At 34.0% G+C, this 19,363-nt stretch carries 18 protein-coding genes; 13 read left to right on the forward strand and 5 right to left on the reverse strand.

Going from position 1 to position 19,363, the window contains the following annotated elements; all coding sequences use genetic code 11:
- Positions 1–483 precede the first annotated feature (483 nt).
- The 9 genes from ABY285_RS10075 (at position 484) to ABY285_RS10115 (ending at position 9,284) form a co-directional block, all read left to right on the forward strand.
- Entirely contained in the window at positions 484–1,491 is a 1,008-nt protein-coding gene (locus ABY285_RS10075) for an AAA family ATPase (protein WP_372769648.1), read from the forward strand.
- Between the two features lie 79 nt (positions 1,492–1,570).
- Positions 1,571–2,443 (forward strand): DUF58 domain-containing protein, encoded by an 873-nt coding sequence (locus ABY285_RS10080; RefSeq protein ID WP_372769650.1) that lies wholly within the window; start codon positions 1,571–1,573, stop codon positions 2,441–2,443.
- Positions 2,444–2,467: 24 nt separating this feature from the next.
- The gene (locus tag ABY285_RS10085) at positions 2,468–3,379 is read left to right on the forward strand and encodes a hypothetical protein (protein WP_372769652.1); all 912 of its coding nucleotides are present in this window, start codon (positions 2,468–2,470) and stop codon (positions 3,377–3,379) included.
- Positions 3,366–4,373 (forward strand): VWA domain-containing protein, encoded by a 1,008-nt coding sequence (locus ABY285_RS10090; protein WP_372769654.1) that lies wholly within the window; start codon positions 3,366–3,368, stop codon positions 4,371–4,373. Before ABY285_RS10085 ends, ABY285_RS10090 begins: the two co-directional genes overlap by 14 nt.
- A 65-nt stretch (positions 4,374–4,438) precedes the next feature.
- Positions 4,439–4,813, forward strand: coding sequence for a four helix bundle protein (locus ABY285_RS10095; protein WP_372769656.1), 375 nt, complete (start codon positions 4,439–4,441; stop codon positions 4,811–4,813).
- 42 nt (positions 4,814–4,855) lie between these two features.
- A complete protein-coding gene (locus ABY285_RS10100) occupies positions 4,856–5,890 on the forward strand; it encodes a VWA domain-containing protein (RefSeq protein WP_372769658.1) in 1,035 nt (344 codons plus the stop codon).
- Positions 5,880–6,671 (forward strand): tetratricopeptide repeat protein, encoded by a 792-nt coding sequence (locus tag ABY285_RS10105; protein ID WP_372769660.1) that lies wholly within the window; start codon positions 5,880–5,882, stop codon positions 6,669–6,671. The genes ABY285_RS10100 and ABY285_RS10105 overlap by 11 nt, the downstream gene beginning before the upstream one ends.
- A gap of 3 nt (positions 6,672–6,674) precedes the next feature.
- Positions 6,675–8,441 carry a BatD family protein gene (locus tag ABY285_RS10110; protein ID WP_372769662.1) on the forward strand — a complete coding sequence of 589 codons (1,767 nt, stop codon included), beginning with the start codon at positions 6,675–6,677 and terminating at the stop codon, positions 8,439–8,441.
- Positions 8,442–8,528: 87 nt separating this feature from the next.
- Positions 8,529–9,284 (forward strand): tetratricopeptide repeat protein, encoded by a 756-nt coding sequence (locus tag ABY285_RS10115; RefSeq protein ID WP_372769664.1) that lies wholly within the window; start codon positions 8,529–8,531, stop codon positions 9,282–9,284.
- 30 nt (positions 9,285–9,314) lie between these two features.
- On the opposite strand, the gene ABY285_RS10120 is transcribed toward ABY285_RS10115, so the two are convergent.
- On the reverse strand, positions 9,315–10,442 hold the full coding sequence (locus tag ABY285_RS10120; protein WP_372769666.1) for a thioredoxin-like domain-containing protein: 1,128 nt from the start codon (positions 10,440–10,442) through the stop codon (positions 9,315–9,317).
- Positions 10,443–10,495: 53 nt separating this feature from the next.
- On the reverse strand, positions 10,496–11,011 hold the full coding sequence (locus tag ABY285_RS10125) for a CvpA family protein (RefSeq protein WP_372769668.1): 516 nt from the start codon (positions 11,009–11,011) through the stop codon (positions 10,496–10,498).
- 64 nt (positions 11,012–11,075) lie between these two features.
- Between ABY285_RS10125 and ABY285_RS10130 the strand changes: the two genes are divergently transcribed.
- On the forward strand, positions 11,076–11,429 hold the full coding sequence (locus ABY285_RS10130; protein WP_372769670.1) for a hypothetical protein: 354 nt from the start codon (positions 11,076–11,078) through the stop codon (positions 11,427–11,429).
- Here the strand turns inward: ABY285_RS10130 and ABY285_RS10135 are convergent.
- Positions 11,426–12,220: an SDR family oxidoreductase gene (locus ABY285_RS10135; protein ID WP_372769672.1), complete on the reverse strand. Its 795-nt coding sequence runs from the start codon at positions 12,218–12,220 to the stop codon at positions 11,426–11,428. The two genes, ABY285_RS10130 and ABY285_RS10135, sit on opposite strands and share 4 nt — an antisense overlap.
- 77 nt (positions 12,221–12,297) lie before the next feature.
- Between ABY285_RS10135 and ABY285_RS10140 the strand changes: the two genes are divergently transcribed.
- The gene (locus tag ABY285_RS10140; protein ID WP_372769674.1) at positions 12,298–13,650 is read left to right on the forward strand and encodes a TlpA family protein disulfide reductase; all 1,353 of its coding nucleotides are present in this window, start codon (positions 12,298–12,300) and stop codon (positions 13,648–13,650) included.
- Here ABY285_RS10140 and ABY285_RS10145 read toward each other — a convergent pair.
- Together ABY285_RS10145 and ABY285_RS10150 are read right to left on the reverse strand one after the other, a co-directional pair.
- Positions 13,647–14,006: a YraN family protein gene (locus tag ABY285_RS10145; protein ID WP_372769676.1), complete on the reverse strand. Its 360-nt coding sequence runs from the start codon at positions 14,004–14,006 to the stop codon at positions 13,647–13,649. The two genes, ABY285_RS10140 and ABY285_RS10145, sit on opposite strands and share 4 nt — an antisense overlap.
- The gene (locus ABY285_RS10150; RefSeq protein WP_372769678.1) at positions 14,006–14,905 is read right to left on the reverse strand and encodes an LD-carboxypeptidase; all 900 of its coding nucleotides are present in this window, start codon (positions 14,903–14,905) and stop codon (positions 14,006–14,008) included. Before ABY285_RS10150 ends, ABY285_RS10145 begins: the two co-directional genes overlap by 1 nt.
- 101 nt (positions 14,906–15,006) lie before the next feature.
- On the opposite strand from ABY285_RS10150, the gene metG reads away from it, so the two are divergent.
- Both metG and ABY285_RS10160 read left to right on the forward strand, forming a co-directional pair.
- On the forward strand, positions 15,007–17,088 hold the full coding sequence (metG, locus tag ABY285_RS10155) for a methionine--tRNA ligase (protein WP_372769680.1): 2,082 nt from the start codon (positions 15,007–15,009) through the stop codon (positions 17,086–17,088).
- A gap of 139 nt (positions 17,089–17,227) precedes the next feature.
- Complete coding sequence (locus tag ABY285_RS10160; protein ID WP_372769682.1) at positions 17,228–19,351, forward strand: Tex family protein; 2,124 nt, start codon at positions 17,228–17,230, stop codon at positions 19,349–19,351.
- Positions 19,352–19,363: the final 12 nt, after the last annotated feature.

Genomic DNA, 19,363 nt, shown 5'->3' on the forward strand with positions numbered 1-19,363 from the left:
CGTTATAAAAGGTATAAATAAGAAGAATAAAACAATTTTTAAATGTTTGAGTGATTTTTCCATGTATTTATTTTTTATAGTCTGCTCCAAATATGAAACAAAAAATCAGATTACACAAATGATTGTTAAGAAGTTGTTAAACATAAATCAAATAACGGTCTAATTAAGCAATATTTGAGAGGGTACGTTGCTAATAAATCAGTAAAGCCATTAAAAGATTCATTTTATGTTAATTTAGAATGATACTATATAGCGGTTAGGATAAAATTTTTTAAAACCCAAGCTATTTTAAAAAGCAATGATTTGATTCTCATTTTTTTTTGGAAGCTTTTTTTAATGAAGGCAAAATGTTGTTAAAATCGTATTAAACCTCGCATTATACATATAGTTTTAACCAATTTTTAACAAGTTTTAAAAAAATATTTATGCTATTTGCATAGCGTAATAAAGCATGTTACATTCACGCGTTTAAAAACAATAAATATGATTGAAGAAAATAACGTTTCAGTAGATATTAGGGCTATAAATGAAAAAATTGAAAGAGAAAGCGCTTTTGTGGATTTGTTAATGATGGAGATGAATAAAGTAATAGTTGGCCAGAAACATATGGTCGAGCGATTGCTTATCGGCTTGCTGGGAAATGGACATATTTTGTTGGAAGGTGTTCCCGGTTTGGCAAAGACACTTGCAATTAATACATTGTCCAAAGCGGTTCAGGGGAAGTTTAGCAGAATTCAGTTTACACCTGACTTGTTGCCGGCTGATGTGATTGGAACTATGATTTATAACGTTAAAGTAAATGATTTTACCATAAAAAAAGGTCCTATTTTTGCAAATTTTGTACTTGCAGATGAGATTAACCGAGCTCCTGCTAAAGTACAATCTGCTTTATTGGAGGCCATGCAGGAACGTCAAATCACCATTGGAGATACTACTTTTAAGTTAGAAGAACCATTTTTGGTAATGGCAACTCAAAATCCAATAGAGCAAGAAGGAACTTATCCATTACCGGAAGCACAAATTGACCGGTTTATGCTAAAAACAGTCATTAACTATCCAAAATTCGATGAAGAGCAATTAATTATGCGTCAACATTTAAATGATAGTTATGGAAATGTGAATCCTGTGGCTTCCATCGAACAAATTATCAGGGCAAGAAAAGCGGTTCGGGAAGTATATATGGATGAGAAAATTGAAAAATACATACTCGATATTATTTTTGCAACTCGATTCCCGGAAAAATATAACCTACCAGATTTAAAAGGTCTGATAAGCTTTGGAGCTTCTCCACGTGGAAGTATCAATTTAGCACTTGCAGCCAAATGCTACGCTTTTATAAAGCGTAGAGGTTACGTAATTCCGGAAGATGTTCGCGCTGTTGTACACGATGTTTTACGTCATAGAATTGGAATTACTTACGAGGCTGAAGCCGAAAACATCACTTCAGAAGACATCATCAATAAAATTGTTAACGAAGTTGAAGTACCATAGACTGTTCAATTGTTTAACTGTTTAATCGGTTAAACTTGTTACAATTACACGACTTAACAATTCAACAAATAAACAACAATTGGATACTAAAGAAATACTTAAAAAAGTTCGTAAAATTGAGATTAAGACACGTCGCTTGTCTAATCACATATTTTCCGGCGAATATCACAGTTCGTTTAAAGGACGTGGTATGACTTTTTCTGAAGTTAGACAATACCAATATGGCGACGATGTCAGGGCAATTGACTGGAATGTAACCGCGCGATACAACGAGCCATTTGTGAAGGTTTTTGAGGAGGAAAGAGAATTAACAATGGTTTTAATGGTTGATGTCAGCGGCTCTGAATATTTTGGGACCACGCAACAATTTAAACGTGAGACCATTACTGAAATTGCGGCTACATTGGCATTTTCGGCTATTCAAAATAACGATAAAGTAGGACTTCTTTTATTTTCTGATGAAATGGAATTATACATTCCTCCTAAAAAAGGGAAAAGCCATGTATTAAGAATTATTAGGGAACTGATAGAGTTTAAGCCAAAAAGTAAAAAAACAGACCTTAATGCAGCGCTTAAATTTTTTTCAAGCGTGATGAAGAAAAAAGCCATTGTTTTTATACTGTCCGATTTTATGGATTCCCATTATGAACATACTTTAAAAATTGTTGGCAGAAAGCACGATGTAACTGGAATAAGGGTGTATGATATTCACGATAGCGCAATTCCAAATTTAGGAATGGTGCCTATGCGCGATGCCGAAACCGGAAAAACAATGTTGGTAAACACTGCTTCAAAAAGTGTCAGAAATGGCTATAAAGCACATTACTTAGAAATGGTTGATTATTTTGAAAAATCCTTTACTCATAGCGGATCAGGAACGATTAGTTCTCAAATTGACGAAAGTTATGTAAAAAAATTGCTGGGTTATTTTAAGCGCAAAGGCGCGAAATAGCAAATGAATTTGAATGAAACATAAATGAAAAAACAGGTAGTTTATATATTATTTTTTATTGGATTTGTGGGCTTTGCCCAGGAAAATCCTGTTTCTATAACTGTAGATACGGCTGCCATAAAAATTGGGGAACAAATTCAATATAAAATATCCGTAGCGAAAAAAGGCACTGTAATTTTCCCGAAACTGCAGTTAGACAGTTTAGGAAAAGTGGAGGTTGTGGAAACCTTGCCCACAGATACCTTGAAAGACACCTATGAAAAAAAATATTTGCTTACAAGTTTTGACAGCGGACAATATACCATACCAACACAACAAGTGCTTATTAACAACAAAATGTTTTTAACTGATTCATTGTTGGTAAATGTGGCAACCGTAAAAGTGGATACGTTAAAACAACAAATGTTCCCTATTAAAGCCATTAAAAGTGAACCAAAAACCTTCGATGATTATAAACCTTTATTGTGGTGGATTCTGCTTATCTTATTGCTAATTGCCACAGCTTTATATTTCATCTTAAGAAAAAAAGAGAAAAAAGAAGAAGTTAAAGTCGTTATCGCCCCAATTCAGGAAGCTTTGCAGCGACTTAAAGAATTAGACGAAAAGCAATTGCTTCAGCAAAATAAAATAAAAATATATTACACAGAACTAACGGATATTGTTAGAACCTATATTGAGAAAGACATTTATATTCCTGCGCTTGAATCTACCACAAACGAGTTAATAGAAACGATTAACGATTTTAATGAGTCGAGTAAATTAGGAATTTCTAAAGAAACAATACAACAATTGAAGGAGGTTTTATATAGTGCCGATATGGTAAAATTTGCAAAGTCCCAACCAATTGTAGAAGAAATAAAAGCGCATAGAACAGTAGCCGAACGTATTTTACAAAATTTAAAACCGGTAAAAGAAACAGAAAATGAATTGGAATAATTTTGAGTTTTTACATCCGCAGTTTTTATGGCTATTATTGATAGTGCCATTGCTTGCTATTTGGTATTTTTTAATCAGAAAAGAAGACAGTGCCGCATTAATTATTTCCAGCACAAAAGGATTTGAGGCCAAACCTTCCATTTGGTCAAAATTAAAACCTTTGCTCTATATTTTAAGATTGCTGGCAATTTCATTGTTAATTGTTGCGTTGGCGCGCCCAAGAACGGTTTCCTTAAGCCAGCACACCAAAACCAACAAAGGAATTGATATTGTAATGGCTATTGACGTATCGGCAAGTATGTTGGCGAGAGATTTCAAGCCAAACAGACTGGAAGCATTAAAAATAGTGGCGGCTGAATTTGTAAACCAACGTGTGAATGACAGAATAGGAATTGTGGTTTTTGCAGGTGAAAGTTATACACAAACACCAATTACCAGCGATAAACGGATTGTCATGAATACCATTTCTGAAATTAAATGGGGCGGATTAGATGGTGGCACCGCGATTGGAATGGGTTTAGGGTCCTCCGTTAACCGATTAAAAGACAGCAAAGCCAAAAGCAAAGTAATCATATTATTGACCGATGGCGTTAACAATACTGGATTTGTAGATCCAAAAACAGCAACTGAATTGGCAATTCAATTAGGCATTAAAGTGTATACTATTGGAATTGGAACAAACGGAACAGCACCATTTCCTTATGCAAAAGATCCAACATCAGGCGATTTGTTATTTAAAAATGCCCCAGTTGAAATTGATGAGGATTTATTGCGCTACATCGCCAAGCAAACCGGAGGAATTTATTTTAGGGCAACAGACAATTCAAAGCTAAAAGCGATTTACAACGAAATTAATAAGTTGGAAAAAACGGAAGTGGAAGAGTTTAAATATTACAATTATCAAGAAAAATTCAGGTTTCTGGTTTTATGGGCGGGATTGCTTTTGTTAATTGAATTTGTATTGAAGAACACCATTTTTAGAAGTTTTATATAAAATGTTGAAGCGTGTAATTGTTTATTTGTAGAGTCGTTGAGTAGTGGAAGCGTTGAATAGTTTATTTGTTTAAAAGTAAAAAATGTATTTATTCATTTGAAAAATTAGAAGTTTGGAAAGAATCAATAAAATTGGTTGAGATGATTTATGTTTTGACAAATAATTTACCTGAAAATGAGAAGTTTGGGCTGGTTAGTCAGTTACGTAGAGCTACAATTTCTATTTCTTCAAATTTGGCAGAAGGGACATATAGAAGTGCCGACAAAGATAAAGCTCATTATAGAACAATTGCATATAGTTCTACAATGGAAATTTTAAATCAATTAATAATTTCAAAAGAGCTTAAATTTATTAACGAAAAAAGCTATTTGGAAACAAGGGAGCACATATACAAAATATCAAATATGTTAAATGCTTTGAGAAAATCACAATTAAAATAATAAATAAACAGCTCAACGCCTAAACATCTAAACGTATAAAACATGTATCAAATAGAAGAACCGACATATTTTTATTATTTGGCAATTATCCCGGCGATATTTGTGCTTTTTCTGTTGGTGCTCTTTTGGAAAAAACGCATTCAAAAGCAATTTGCCGAACACAAATTAATTGAAAAATTAATTCCGGAAAAATCAACGTTTAAATCGTTTTTAAAAATAACGGTCTTTTGTTTTGCTTTATTTTTTTTAATTATTTCATTGGCAAATCCTAAAATGGGAACAAAATTAGAAACGGTAAAACGCCAGGGGGTTGATATTGTTTTTGCTTTAGATGTTTCAAAAAGTATGATATCGGAAGATATAGCGCCAAATCGTTTGGAAAAAGCCAAGCAAATTATCACCAGAATTGTTGAAAATTTAGGCAGCGACAGGGTTGGAATTATTATTTATGCCGGGAATTCATACCCATTGCTTCCAATTACAACAGATTATGCTGCTGCAAAAATGTTCCTTCAAAATGCAAATACAGATATGGTCTCCAATCAGGGAACAGCTATCAATGAAGCTATTGAAAGGGCGATTACTTTTTATGACGACAATGAGCAAACCAATCGATTTTTAGTGATTGTTTCAGATGGGGAAGATCACGAGGAAAACACCTTGGATTTGGCTAAAGAAGCTGTAGAAAAAGGCATAAAAATATTCACTGTGGGTATTGGAACTGCAAAAGGAGGCCCAATTCCTTTGAAGGAAGATGGACGTGTTATTGGCTATAAGAAAGACAATAGAGGAATGGTGGTGGTTACGCAAATGAATGAGCAGATTTTAAGAGATATCGCCGATGCAGGAAACGGAAAATATATAAACGGAAATAAAACTCAGGAAACCATTGCCAGCATTAAAGATATTTTGCAAAAGGCTGAAAAAAACGAATTTGAAACCAAGCAATTTTCAGATTATGAAGATCAGTTTCAGTGGTTTATAGGCATTGGATTGCTGTTGTTGGTAATTGATTTATTGTTGCTTGAAAAGAAAACAAAATGGGTTCAAAAATTAAATTTATTTAATGAGAAATAGCATTGTCATCTTATTTATATGTGTTACATCTTTGATGTTTTCTCAGCAAAAAGACGCAAAAGTCTTGGAACGAGAAGCAAGAAAGGATGTAAGGGAAGGAAACGAATTATACAATAAACTAAAATTTGAGGAGGCTGAAATTGCCTATAAAAAGGCTTTAGATAAAAATCCGAATTATGAGAAGGCATCTTATAATTTAGGAAATGCCATTTACCAAAAAAATAAAAATAAAGAGGCGGTTTTCCAATATGATTTGGCTGAAAAAATTGCACCTGATAAAATGAGTAAAGCTGAAATTTCTCACAATAAGGGGAATGCCTTTATGAAAGAAAAGCAATATGATAAAGCTGTGGAAGCCTATAAAAATGCCATGAGAAATAATTCTAAAGATGATGAAACGCGCTATAATCTGGCAATGGCCCAGGAATTATTGAAAAATCAGCAGAACAAAGACAAAAAGGATAATAAAGATAAAAAGGACGACAAAAAAGACGATAAAAATAAAGATCAAAAGGATAAGGAAGGCGGCGACAAAGATAAAAAGGACGATAAAAACGAAGATCAGGATAAGGGAAAAGATAAAGAAGATGACAAAGGTAATCCGAAAAAGGAAAAAGACAATCAGCAAAATCAGGATAAAAAGCCAAGACCCAATGAATTGTCACCTGAACAAATGAAACAATTGTTGGAGGCCATGAACAATGAAGAAAATAAAACACAAAAAAAATTGAATGCCCAAAAATCAAGAGGTCGAAAAATTAAAAACGAAAAGGACTGGTAAAAAATGAAAAGTGTAAGGTTTTACATACTAACTATATTGGTGTTTGCATCGCAAGTGCTTTTTGCTCAGATAGCATTTGAAACTTCTGTAAGCAAAAGTAATTTAGGGTTAAATCAGCGCTTTAAAATTGAATTTTCGGTTGATAAACAAGGTGCCGATAATTTTAAACCGCCATCATTTTCAGATTTTAAAGTGGTGGGCGGCCCAAGTTCATCCGTGAGTCAATCTTGGATCAATGGAAAAGCAAGCTATTCTCAAACGTATATTTATATTCTTGAACCTAAAAATGAAGGAGAATTTACCATTGAACCTGCTACCATTGAATATAATGATGAAATTGTAAAATCGAATTCAGTAAATATAACGGTATCAAAAGCAGTTGAAATCCCGAAAGACCCAAACAATCCCGATTATATTGCGCAGCAAAACATACATTTGGTGGCCGAGGTTTCTAATTTAAATCCCTATGTTGGCGAAGGAATTTATGTAGTTTATAAATTATATGTCAGTGAAAATATTAGCGTAAATGACTGGCGCGTGACAGAATCTCCGCAATACAACGGTTTTTGGAATCAGGATATTGATGTAACAGAAATAAACGTACAAAAAGGCAAATACAATGGTGAAGATTACCGATATATCGTTCTTAAAAAGGCGGTGCTAATTCCTCAAAGAGATGGAGAATTAATCGTTGAACCTATGAGAATGGACTTTTCTGTTGGAATTCCAACAGGAAGAGGAGATTTTTTTGGAAATATGATTACCCGTAATATTAGCTATGCAACGGAATCACCTGTTAAATCAGTAAGGGTAAAAGCATTGCCGGAAGAAGGAAAACCTATAGATTTTTCGGGTGCTGTGGGCGAATTTGAGTTTAAAGTTTCTGCCGATAAAAATGTGTTACATGCAAATGAAGCGGCCCAAATTAAGGTTGAAGTTTCAGGAAGCGGAAATTTAAAATTATTTGAAATCCCTAAAATAATTACGCCGGCCGAATTGGAAGCCTATACACCAGAACATAAGGAAAGCGTAACCACTTCTTTAAGTGGTTTAAGAGGAACTATTTCAGATGCTTACACGGTTGTTCCACAATTTAAAGGGAAATATAAAATTCCTGAAGTATCATTCTCTTATTTTAATCCGAAAGAAGAAAAATATTCCACCATATTGGCAGAGGCTGTTTTTGTTGAAGTTACTGATGGTAAAGAATTGCCTGCATCAAATAATGACACCGCCACCTCCTATAAAAAAAATGTGGTTACAAATGGCAATAACTTCAGATTTATAGCTTTAGACACTACTTTTAAACCTATCGTAAAAACAGATTTTTTACATTCGGTTGAATTTTATTTATTGTTATTGCTGCCGTTCTTGGTAATTCCAATTGGCATACTTATTGGCAAAAAACGCGCAAAACGTGCCAGTGATATTTTTGGAAATAAAATTAGGAATGCCAACAAATTAGCCCGTAAATATTTGTCGGAAGCTAAAAAACAATTGGGTAAAAAAGAAGCATTTTATATTGCTCTGGAAAAAGCACTTCACAACTTTTTAAAAGCAAAACTCCAAATTGAAACTTCAGAAATTTCAAAGGAAAAAATTGCAGAATTACTTCAATATAAAGGAGTGGATGCTGCCACAATAGGAGAATTTATAACAGTATTAAATGATTGTGATTTTGCGCGTTACACCCCAACAACAGACGTTATGATGAAGAATGAGTATGAAAAAACCGTAGAGATATTAACCGAAATTGATAAACAGCTGTAATATGAAATGAGCTTAGCGATAAATGATATGAAAATTAATGATATGTGCGAATTCCAGAAGACATTTAAAAAACAAACAACAATACTGATGAAACTGAGATTTATTTTTGTTTTAGCGTTATTTATTGGCAGCTTTTCCTATGCGCAATCAGTTAGCGAATTGTTTTCAAATGCCAATGATTCCTATAAAAACGGGCAATATTCCAAAGCCATTCAATTGTATTCAAAAATTGAAAAGCAAGGCTTGGAATCGGATGATTTGTTTTTTAATTTAGGCAACAGTTATTATAAATTGAATAAAGTGGCGCCATCAATTTATTACTATGAGAAAGCGCTGAAATTAAATCCAATCCACGAAGATGCTTCAAACAATCTGGCTTTTGCCAAACGGATGACCATTGATGTTATTGAAGATTTGCCGAAATCATTTTTACAGCGATTTTCTTCAACGGTGGTTCAAAAGTTAACGTATGATACTTGGGCGATATTGGCTGTGATAGCTTCATTTTTATCGGCAATTTTGTTTTTATTGTATTATTTTTCATATGCTACCAAAAGGAAAATCTTATATTTCAATAGCAGCATTTTTGTTGTTTTTGTGATGGTTATCAACGTGTTTTTTGCATTTAGCAATTATAAAACCACTCAAAAAAGCAGAAGCGCAATTGTTTTTTCACAAAAAAGTGACGTTAAAAATTCTCCTTCTTTAGATGGTGAAGCCGTTTTTGAACTTCATGAAGGAACCAAAGTTTATATTTTGGATGAACTTTCCAATTGGAAAAAAATCAAACTAGCCGACGGTAAAATTGGCTGGATAATCGCTTCAGATTTAAAAGAGATATAATACCAATTAAACATTCAATAGGTTCAAATCCTAATTTTCAAGAAACAATTCATCAATTTTCTCTTTCAGTTGCTGCCCGTGAATATTTACGGCAATAATTTTTCCTGAGGCATCAATTAAAAAATTGGTAGGCAAAGAGGTAATTCCGTACTCGATGGAGACCTTAGTTTTAAAACCTTCAACAGTAGAGACTTCTGTCCAAATTCTGTTGTCATTGGCAATGGCATTCAACCATCTTTCGCGTTTTGAGTCAAGTGAAATTCCGTAAATTTCAAATCCTTTAGCATTGTAAGCATCATATAAATTTTTCAATAATTTACTTTCTGTTCTGCATGGCGGACACCAACTTGCCCAAAAATCAATTAAAGTATATTTTTTTTGAATGTTATTAAGATTTATCATTTCATTGGAACTGTTGGGCATTTCGATACCTGAAATTATTCCGCCAACACTCGTTTTTTTCAACAATTGTAGTCTGTCTTTCAATTTTTCAGTAATGTTTAAAGCAGGATATTTCTTTTCAAAATCACCTACCAATTCTTTTAAAAATGGTAAATATTCTCCACCAATCCAGCGAATGGATGTTGGATAAACGGCAATGGAAGTTCCCATTTTCTCCTTTACAAAAGTCATTAATTCATTTAGATGTTTTTTGTAGTTTTCAACTTCAAGTTCTCTTAATTCGGCAATTTCACCTTCTATTGCGTTTCCCTTTTGTAACGCTTTAATTTCATTTCTTACAGAATTCACTAATCGGTCTAACGATTTATTTCTAAAAGTTTCATAAGCATTCAATAAATCAGTATCAACAGAACCGCTGATTCTTAAATCATCAGGTGAATTACCATTTACTGAAATATGCTGGCCTTTATCAATAGCCAGATTAATTGTTTTTATTCCATCAAAAGTTAAGGCGTAAATGTTGGGTTCCAAAAAATAATCCATTTTAAATTCACCGTTGTTATTCACTTTTAAAGTGTCAATAACTGAAGTTTTATTATTTTGAATGTCCTCAATTATTGAAAGCACAACGAAGTTTTTTTCCAGATTGGAAACATTACCTTCAATGGTAAAAGAAGGTTCTTTTTTTGAAGAACAGCCAATAAATAATATCAAAAAAAGGGATAAAATGAAAAAGTGGCGGAAATAATTCGGCATTTTTAAATTCGTTTTAATAGTTGACAAGCAAATTTATAGTATCTAACATTAAATTAGTTGAAAATACTTTTTTCTTTTTCGTCTTTTTCAACCTTTATGAACTCCGGAAAGATGGTTGGCGCTAAATTTTTAACGGGTTTGTATAAAACCGCACTTTCTTGTTGTTCCTCAGATAAAAACGGAATTTTATTGTTCAATTTGCTGAAAATTAATAAAATAACGCTTAATAAAAGTCCTATTTTTAAGACACCAAAAATACCGCCAAGCAATTTATTTAAAATACCCAAACTGGCAAAATCAGCCATTTTTGTTAACATTTTTCCTATCAAAGAAATTACCAAAACGATAAGAATAAAGGTAATTGCGAAGGAAATTAGGGTGATGTATTTTTCTTCCCAAGAAACTTGGACGGCTAAAAAATCCTTTATAAAGTGGGAAAAATGAATGGCGCCGTAAATCCCGGCAATTAAGGCGACTAACGAAGAAACTTCAACAAATAAGCCTTTAAACAAACCTCTTATAAAACCAAACAACAAAAGTGCTACGATTATAATATCAAATGTATTCATCTTACGATTTTTGTAAATATACATGAATCGATTTGTATATTTGTACACTAACTAAAGTTTTGAAATGTCAAGAGATAAAAATTTAAAAGAAGATTGGGAGCAATTACTCAACATATTATCAGCTAATTTTGGTGATGGAGAAATCCTTAATTTAGATGCCATTATTTATTTAATTGGCGTTCAGGAGTTGGGACAGGGCGCCAAAGAATTCAAAAAAGATGATAAAGTAAATTTAATGCACATTGCGATTTGCCGGTTGTTGGAACCTTTTGGCTATTACGAATTTGACTTTTTTGACAACGAAGGCTGGCCTCATTATAAAGTTTTGGAAGAGTTGCCGACACTAAAATCGGGAGAACAAACTGTACTTATGAAAGAGGCTATTGTGTTGTATTTTAAAAAAAATGAACTGATTTAAGTGACCGCAAATTTTCGAATCATTTTTGAAAGTAATTTAGGAAAAAACCGTTTTACATAAACTGCTAATTTTTCTTTAAATCCGCCAATATAAACTTCCTGTTTTTTCTGGCGAACCGCTTTTAATAATTTTTCCACAAATGCTTCTGGCGTTAATCCGTTTTTTATTGCTGTATCCAACTTGTTTTGTGCAGTGCCATTTCCCGTTAAGGCATTTATAGAAATATTGGTTTGCACAAATCCCGGGCAAGCCAACGTAACCTTAATATTACGGTCATAAACTTCGGCACGTAAGCTGTCAAAAAACCCGTGCAACGCATGCTTTGAAGCGGCATAAGAGGAACGCAATGGTGTGCCAATTTTACCCACAATGCTTGTAATTACCACAAAATGTCCGCTGTTTTTTTCAATAAAATGAGGCAGAAGGGCTTTTGAAAGTGCCACTGTTCCCAAATAATTCACATCCATAAGGCGCTTATCAACGGCTATTGAAGTGTCTTTTACGAAAGACCGCTGACTAATGCCGCCATTGTTAAACAGGATGTCAACAGCGCCATACAGCGACAATGCCTCCTCAACTTTTGAAGGAAGATTTATGTAATCCTCCAAATCGAGCGGTAAAATATTCACATTTTCAGGGTGTTCGCAGGCATTTTTTACGGCATTCAGTTGCGCTTCATTTCGTGAAGAGAGAATTAATTTTGTATGTTCTTTTGAAAGCGCAAAAGCCAATGATTTTCCAATGCCCGATGACGCTCCGGTAATCCATATAATTTTATGGTTAAAATTCATGAGTTTAGATTTAAGTAAAAAATAAAAATAGTTACTTTTGGCGTGATTAATATATAAATAATTCAAAAAAAGCTAAGATGTTAAAAAATTTATTGTGTGTGCTTTTATTTATTTCTTTGAGTGTTCAAAGTCAAAATACAATTACAGGTGTTATAAATAAGAAAAACGATTTGCTGACACGAGTTATTTTATACCGGTTAAAAGGGGCCAAACAAGTATATATTTCAAATTCAAAAATTGACAACGACCAATTTAAATTGGAGATTCCAAAGGGAGCTGCCATAGGAATGTACCGCTTGTCGTTTAGTCCATCAGATTTTGGTTTTGTTGATTTTCTTTTTGACCAAGAAGATGTGTCGTTGAAATTTGATTCACTTAACCATTTAAATCCCGTAGAATTTTTAACATCTGAGGAAAATAAAACCTTTTCCAATTATTTGTTGGAAACTACGATCGTGAAGCAAAAATTGGATTCTTTGCAAATTGCATTTTTTGGTTTGAAAGATAAAAAACAAGATGAGATCACTATTGATTTATATGTAAAAACATTGGATTATTATGCCAATATTCAAAGTCAATATGAAGAAAAAACAGCTGGTAAATTGGCAAATCATTTTATAAAAGCGAATTATAAATATTATGCGCCTAAACTTTTTACAGCGCCACAAATGTATTTAAACAGCATAAAACAACATTTTTTTGATTTTATAAATTTTGAAGACAGTGCATTAAAAAATTCAATCTTTTTTGTGGGAAAAGCCATTGAATATGTATTTTATTTGAATGTTTCGGATGATTTTCAAGTTCAAAACGGCCTCTACAAAATGGCCATAAATGAAGTGATGCAAAAAGTTGGAGAAAATGATGAGGTAAAAAGCGAGATTTTAACTTCTTTAATGTACGCTTTGGAGCAATATGAAAACCTTAATTTGGTTGGTTTTGTCATTGATAATTTCTACAGCAAATTGCCTGCAACTTTTAAAGATGAAATACTTATTGCCGAGATGCAATCAAAAATAAAATTGACTATTGGCAATAAAGCTCCGGAAATTACTTGGGAAGAAAATGGCCTGCAAAAAAAATTGACTGAGTTGAATTTGAGCGGTAGAGAAAATTATATTTTGGTTTTTTGGAGTACAGGATGCTCTCATTGTTTGAAAGAAATTCCAGAATTATATGAATTTATTAAAGATAATTTGAATGTTCATGTAATTGCTTTTGCTTTGGAAAATGACGAATTGGATTTTAACATTCATACAAAGAATTTTACAAAATGGACTAATATATTAGGTTTAGAAAAATGGGAAAATGAAATGGCCAAGGAATACAAAATCATTGCTACGCCTACTTATTTTATCCTTGATAAGGACAAAATAATTTTGGCAAAACCAGAACATTTTGAAGATGTAAAGGCTTATTTCAAAAATTAAAAATGAAAAAAGGCATCTTCAAGATGCTCTAGTGTTAGGATGTTTTCATTTTTTATGATGGCAATAATGTCAAACCTAACTTCTACGTCCAAATCTTTAGAAATTACATAGTCATTAACTGCTTCCACCAATAGTTTTATTTTTTTGGGACTCACAAAATCCTGTGGATTTCCAATATAATCAGAAGAACGGGTTTTTACTTCAACAATGGCTAAAACGTCATTTTTTAGAGCAATAATGTCGATTTCTGCTTTTTTATAGCGCCAATTGCGTTCCACAATTTCATAACCATTTTTTTCAAGTTCTTCAACCGCAAGTTCTTCACCCAATTCCCCTAAATCGTTGTGTGTTGCCATTACTTTAAAAATTTAAGTGTTGCTTTTTCTGAAGTAACATTTAATGCGACTTTTCGTCCTAAAATTAAGGCACGATTGTCGTTTGAATGTCCGGCAGGAAAACTAAAAACCACAGGAAAATCATATTCCGAAACGCAATCTAAAATAATTTTTTCGGCAGTTTTGCCAAAAGGAATGTCATTATCGCGCATATCGCTCATTCCGCCAACAATCAATCCTTTTAAATGCGTAAAATAGCCGTTTCGTTTCAGGTTCATACACATTCTGTCGATATGGTATAAATATTCATCCAAGTCTTCAATAAAAAGAATTTTACCCTTGGTTTTTATGGAGGAATCGCTTCCCGTCAAACTGTATAAAATGGATAAATTTCCGCCTACAATTTCACCGGAAGCATTTCCCGATTTATTTTTTTCCGAAGATGGAATTTCATAAGACAGGTTTTTTCCGAAGAGGCTCATTTTTAAAGTTTCTATGGCTTGTTTGCTGTTGTTTTCAACATTTATGGGCATTGTTGCATGCAAAGTTTCAACGCCTAAGTTGTGAAGCTGACTGTGTAAAACCGTAATATCCGAATAACCAACAATCCATTTTGGGTTTTTTTTGAATGCCGAAAAATCAAGCTGGTCAATAATTCTCACAGTTCCATAACCGCCTCGTGCACACCAAATGACTTTCACTTTTGGATTGTCCAGCATTTGTTGAAAATCGTTTACCCGGGCTTCATCATCACCAGCAAATTGATGGTCTTCCATCCCAATGGTTTTTCCAATGATAACATTTAACCCCCATTTTTCTAACAATTTTATGGCAGGAATTATTTTATCCGAAGAAATTTTTCTTGCGGTTGAAACAATGGCAACAGTATCGCCTTTTTGTAAATAGTTGGGCTGAATCATCTTGAAAATTAATAAAACATAATGCAAATTACGAAAACCGAATCAACTATTCACTTTTCTGACAAACAATCCTTATTTTTGTGGATCTTAAACAAATTTTGATGAGCAATTCGAAAAGTCCTGCCGCTAAGGCAGCCAGATATACCATTACAGCAGCGCTGCCTTACACCAACGGTCCGGTTCATATAGGACATTTAGCGGGTGTTTATGTCCCAGCCGATATTTACGCACGTTATTTGCGTATCAGGGGAAATGATGCGATTTTTATTTGCGGATCGGACGAACACGGTGTGCCAATTACCATAACAGCAAAAAAAGAAGGTGTTTCGCCACAAGATGTGGTTGATAAATACCACGCCATTATAAAAAAGTCTTTTGAAGATTTTGGAATTTCTTTTGATAATTATTCCCGGACTTCAGCAGAAATTCATCATAAAACAGCTTCGGAATTTTTTAGAAAATTATATGATGAAGGAAAATTTATTGAAGAAACCAACGAGCAATTATATGATGAAGAAGCTAACCAGTTTTTGGCCGACAGATTTGTGGTTGGCACTTGTCCGAAATGCGGAAACGAGGAAAGCTACGGTGATCAGTGCGAAAAATGCGGAACAAGTCATAATGCAACCGATTTAATCAATCCAAAATCGGCCATTACAGGAAATGTGCCCACTAAAAAATTAACAAGACACTGGTATTTGCCATTGGAAAAATATGAAAAATGGCTGCGCGAATGGATTGTGGAAGGCCATAAAAATGATTGGAAATCCAATGTTTTGGGACAAGTAAAATCGTGGCTGGATGATGGATTGAAACCAAGGGCGGTAACGCGCGACTTGGATTGGGGAATTCCAGTGCCTATTGAAGGTGCAGAAGGAAAAGTGTTGTACGTTTGGTTTGATGCACCTATTGGCTACATTTCTTCCACCAAAGAATGGGCGGCACGAGAAGGAAAAGACTGGGAACCTTACTGGAAAGATAAAGACACAAAACTCATCCATTTTATTGGTAAGGACAATATTGTGTTTCATTGCATTATTTTCCCTGCAATGCTAAAAGCAGAAGGCACTTATATTTTACCGGAAAATGTTCCTGCAAATGAGTTTCTAAACTTAGAAGGCAATAAAATTTCCACCTCTAAAAATTGGGCGGTTTGGCTGCACGAATATTTGGAAGATTTTCCTGATAAACAAGATGTATTGCGTTATGCATTAACGGCTAATGCGCCTGAAACAAAGGACAACGATTTTACTTGGAAAGATTTTCAGGCTAGAAATAACAATGAGTTAGTAGCCATTTTTGGAAATTTTATCAACAGGGTGGTGGTTTTAACCGATAAATATTACAACGGAATTGTTCCTGAGCCTCATGAAATTTCAGATATTGACAATGAGACATTGGAGAAATTGCAAAAATTTCCTTCAATTATTAGTAATTCCATTGATCGTTATAGGTTTAGAGAAGCATCACAAGAGTTGCTAAATTTAGCGCGATTGGGGAATAAATATTTGGCTGACGAAGAACCTTGGAAAGTAATAAAAGAAGATGAAGAGCGCGTAAAAACGGTGATGTATGTTGCCTTGCAAATTGCGACTGCTTTGGCGGTGTTGAGCGAACCTTTTTTGCCATTTACTTCAGTAAAATTAAAAAAAATCCTCAATATTAAATCCAATACATTACTTTGGAGCGATGTTGAAGACAAAGAAGAATTACTGAGCCCAAATCACCAAATTGGCAAAGGGGAACTGTTGTTCGCAAAAATTGAAGATAGCGAAATTGAAGCGCAATTGGCTAAGTTAGAAGCTACCAAATTGGCAAATATATTTGAAAACAATGTTGCTGAACCTCAAAAACCAACCATTGAATTTGATGATTTCACCAAACTTGACATTAGGGTAGGGACTATTATTGATGCTGTGAAAGTTCCGAAAACCAAAAAATTATTGCAGCTTAAAGTCGATGTTGGCATTGATGTTCGCACCATAGTTTCAGGAATTGCAGAAAGTTTTAATCCTGATGATATTATCGGGCAAAAGGTAACGGTTTTGGTAAATTTGGCACCAAGGAATTTAAAAGGAATTGAAAGTATGGGAATGGTTTTAATGACCAATACACCCGATGGGAAATTGGCATTTATTGAACCTGAAAATGATTCAGTTGCTAACGGAGAACAAATAAGTTAGTAATCAGTTTAAATGCGAAAAGTCAATAGCCAATTATGAATTACACAATTAAACGATTAAACAGTTAAATAATAAGGCAATAGGCAGTTATTCAATAGGCAAAAGTTTTAAACCTGAAACCAACAACCAACAACCAACAATGCAACTACTTAATTATATAAAATCCTTTACCAATCTTCCGGATAAAGGCATTCAAAATACGGTACAGTTGTTAAATGAAGATTGCACCGTTCCTTTTATTTCCCGTTACAGAAAAGAATTGACAGGAGATTTGGATGAAGTTCAAATTGGTGAAATTGTTAAGTACAAACTTCAGTTTGAATCATTGGAAAAGCGTAAAATAACCATACTGAAAGCCTTGGAAGACCAAGAGGTTTTAACTGATGAACTGAAGCGGAAAATTATTTCGGCCAACGATTTAATTACTTTAGAAGACCTATATCTTCCTTTTAAGAAAAAGCGGAAAACAAAAGCTGAAATCGCGCGCAACCAGGGTTTGGAGCCTTTGGCAAAAATTATGATGAGCCAGCGTGCAGATAACATTTCTTCTATTGCCGCAAAATACATTTCTTCTGAAGTTAAAACACAAGAAGAGGCTTTAGAAGGCGCTCAGCATATTATTGCGGAATGGATTAATGAACGAAGCGACATCAGAAATAACATTCGCCACCAGCTGGAAAAGTTTGCCATTATTTCTACTGCGGTAATCAAAACGAAATCAACAGAAGAGAAAGCTCAAAAATATAGAGATTATTTCAATTGGTCAGAACCGTTGAACCGTTGTCCGTCACACCGTTTGTTGGCCATTTTAAGGGCTGAAAAAGAAGGGTTTATTCGGGTGAAAATTGAAATTGATGATGAAAAAGCCATAGCCAATATGGAAGGCAGAATTATCAATTCAAAAAATGAATGTGCCACACATATTAAATTGGCAATACAAGATTCGTATAAGCGATTATTGTTTCCCGCCTTATCAAATGAAATTTTAAGCATTGCCAAAGAAAAAGCCGATGATGCAGCAATTCAGGTTTTTGCAAAAAACATGAAACAATTGCTTTTGGGTGCGCCGCTTGGCGAAAAAAATATTTTAGCCATTGATCCCGGATTTAAATCGGGTTGTAAAGTTGTTTGCCTGAATGCTCAGGGTTATTTGGTTTATAATGAAACATTGTATCCAAATGCACCTCAAAATGATTCAAAAGGCGCTTCAAAAAAGATTAGTTCGTTGGTGAATGCCTATAAAATTGAAGCCATTGCTATAGGCAATGGAACCGCTTCACGTGAAACGGAACAGTTTATTAAAAATATCAAATTTTATACAGATATTGAGGTTTATGTGGTGAGTGAAGCAGGTGCATCTATTTATTCCGCATCAAAAATAGCGCGAGATGAGTTTCCAAACTTTGATGTTACCGTGAGAGGTGCAGTTTCAATAGGAAGAAGATTGGCAGATCCTTTGGCGGAATTGGTGAAAATTGACGCTAAATCAATTGGTGTTGGGCAATATCAGCATGATGTGGATCAAACCAAATTGAAAGGCGCTTTGGATAGCACTGTTGAAAGTTGTGTGAATATGGTTGGTGTAAATATCAATACGGCAAGTGAATCGTTGCTGAGTTATGTATCCGGAATCGGACCAAAATTGGCTGAAAATATCGTGGCGTTCAGAGAGGAACACGGGGCGTTTTCTTCAAGAAATGACATTAAAAAAGTGGCTCGGTTGGGCGATAAAGCTTTTGAACAAAGTGCTGGGTTTTTAAGAATTAAGAATGGAGATTATCCCCTGGATGATTCTGCAGTACATCCCGAAAGTTATGCGATTGTTAGCGCTATGGCCAAACACCTGAAATCTAATATTTCCGATTTAATTGGAAATAAAGAAGCGCTTCAAAAAATACCATTGGAAAATTATGTTTCTGAATTTATTGGATTGCCTACGCTGAAAGATATTGTAAAAGAATTGGAAAAACCGGGGTTGGATCCTCGTCAAAAAGCCAAAGTTTTTACATTTAATCAAAATATTAGGACAATTAATGATTTACGTGAAGGACAATTGTTGCCGGGAATTGTAAATAATATCACCAATTTTGGATGTTTTGTGGATATTGGCATTAAAGAAAGCGGACTGGTGCACGTTTCCAATTTGTCGGATACATTCGTGAGCGATGTGAATTCAATTGTAAGCTTGCAGCAACATGTGATTGTGAAAGTTTTGGAAGTTGATATTGCCAGAAAACGGATACAGCTTTCGTTGAATTATTAATTAGGCAATTAG

This window comes from Lutibacter sp. (genome assembly GCF_041555395.1).
GTDB lineage: Bacteria > Bacteroidota > Bacteroidia > Flavobacteriales > Flavobacteriaceae > Lutibacter.

Coding starts and splice junctions, on each gene's coding strand:
- ABY285_RS10075 (WP_372769648.1), top strand. CDS start 484: ATGATTGAAGAAAATAACGTTTCAGTAGATATTAGGGCTATAAATGAA.
- ABY285_RS10085 (WP_372769652.1), top strand. CDS start 2,468: ATGAAAAAACAGGTAGTTTATATATTATTTTTTATTGGATTTGTGGGC.
- ABY285_RS10090 (WP_372769654.1), top strand. CDS start 3,366: ATGAATTGGAATAATTTTGAGTTTTTACATCCGCAGTTTTTATGGCTA.
- ABY285_RS10100 (WP_372769658.1), top strand. CDS start 4,856: ATGTATCAAATAGAAGAACCGACATATTTTTATTATTTGGCAATTATC.
- ABY285_RS10105 (WP_372769660.1), top strand. CDS start 5,880: ATGAGAAATAGCATTGTCATCTTATTTATATGTGTTACATCTTTGATG.
- ABY285_RS10110 (WP_372769662.1), top strand. CDS start 6,675: ATGAAAAGTGTAAGGTTTTACATACTAACTATATTGGTGTTTGCATCG.
- ABY285_RS10115 (WP_372769664.1), top strand. CDS start 8,529: ATGAAACTGAGATTTATTTTTGTTTTAGCGTTATTTATTGGCAGCTTT.
- ABY285_RS10120 (WP_372769666.1), bottom strand. CDS start 10,442: ATGCCGAATTATTTCCGCCACTTTTTCATTTTATCCCTTTTTTTGATA.
- ABY285_RS10125 (WP_372769668.1), bottom strand. CDS start 11,011: ATGAATACATTTGATATTATAATCGTAGCACTTTTGTTGTTTGGTTTT.
- ABY285_RS10130 (WP_372769670.1), top strand. CDS start 11,076: ATGTCAAGAGATAAAAATTTAAAAGAAGATTGGGAGCAATTACTCAAC.
- ABY285_RS10135 (WP_372769672.1), bottom strand. CDS start 12,220: ATGAATTTTAACCATAAAATTATATGGATTACCGGAGCGTCATCGGGC.
- ABY285_RS10140 (WP_372769674.1), top strand. CDS start 12,298: ATGTTAAAAAATTTATTGTGTGTGCTTTTATTTATTTCTTTGAGTGTT.
- ABY285_RS10145 (WP_372769676.1), bottom strand. CDS start 14,006: ATGGCAACACACAACGATTTAGGGGAATTGGGTGAAGAACTTGCGGTT.
- ABY285_RS10150 (WP_372769678.1), bottom strand. CDS start 14,905: ATGATTCAGCCCAACTATTTACAAAAAGGCGATACTGTTGCCATTGTT.
- metG (WP_372769680.1), top strand. CDS start 15,007: ATGAGCAATTCGAAAAGTCCTGCCGCTAAGGCAGCCAGATATACCATT.
- ABY285_RS10160 (WP_372769682.1), top strand. CDS start 17,228: ATGCAACTACTTAATTATATAAAATCCTTTACCAATCTTCCGGATAAA.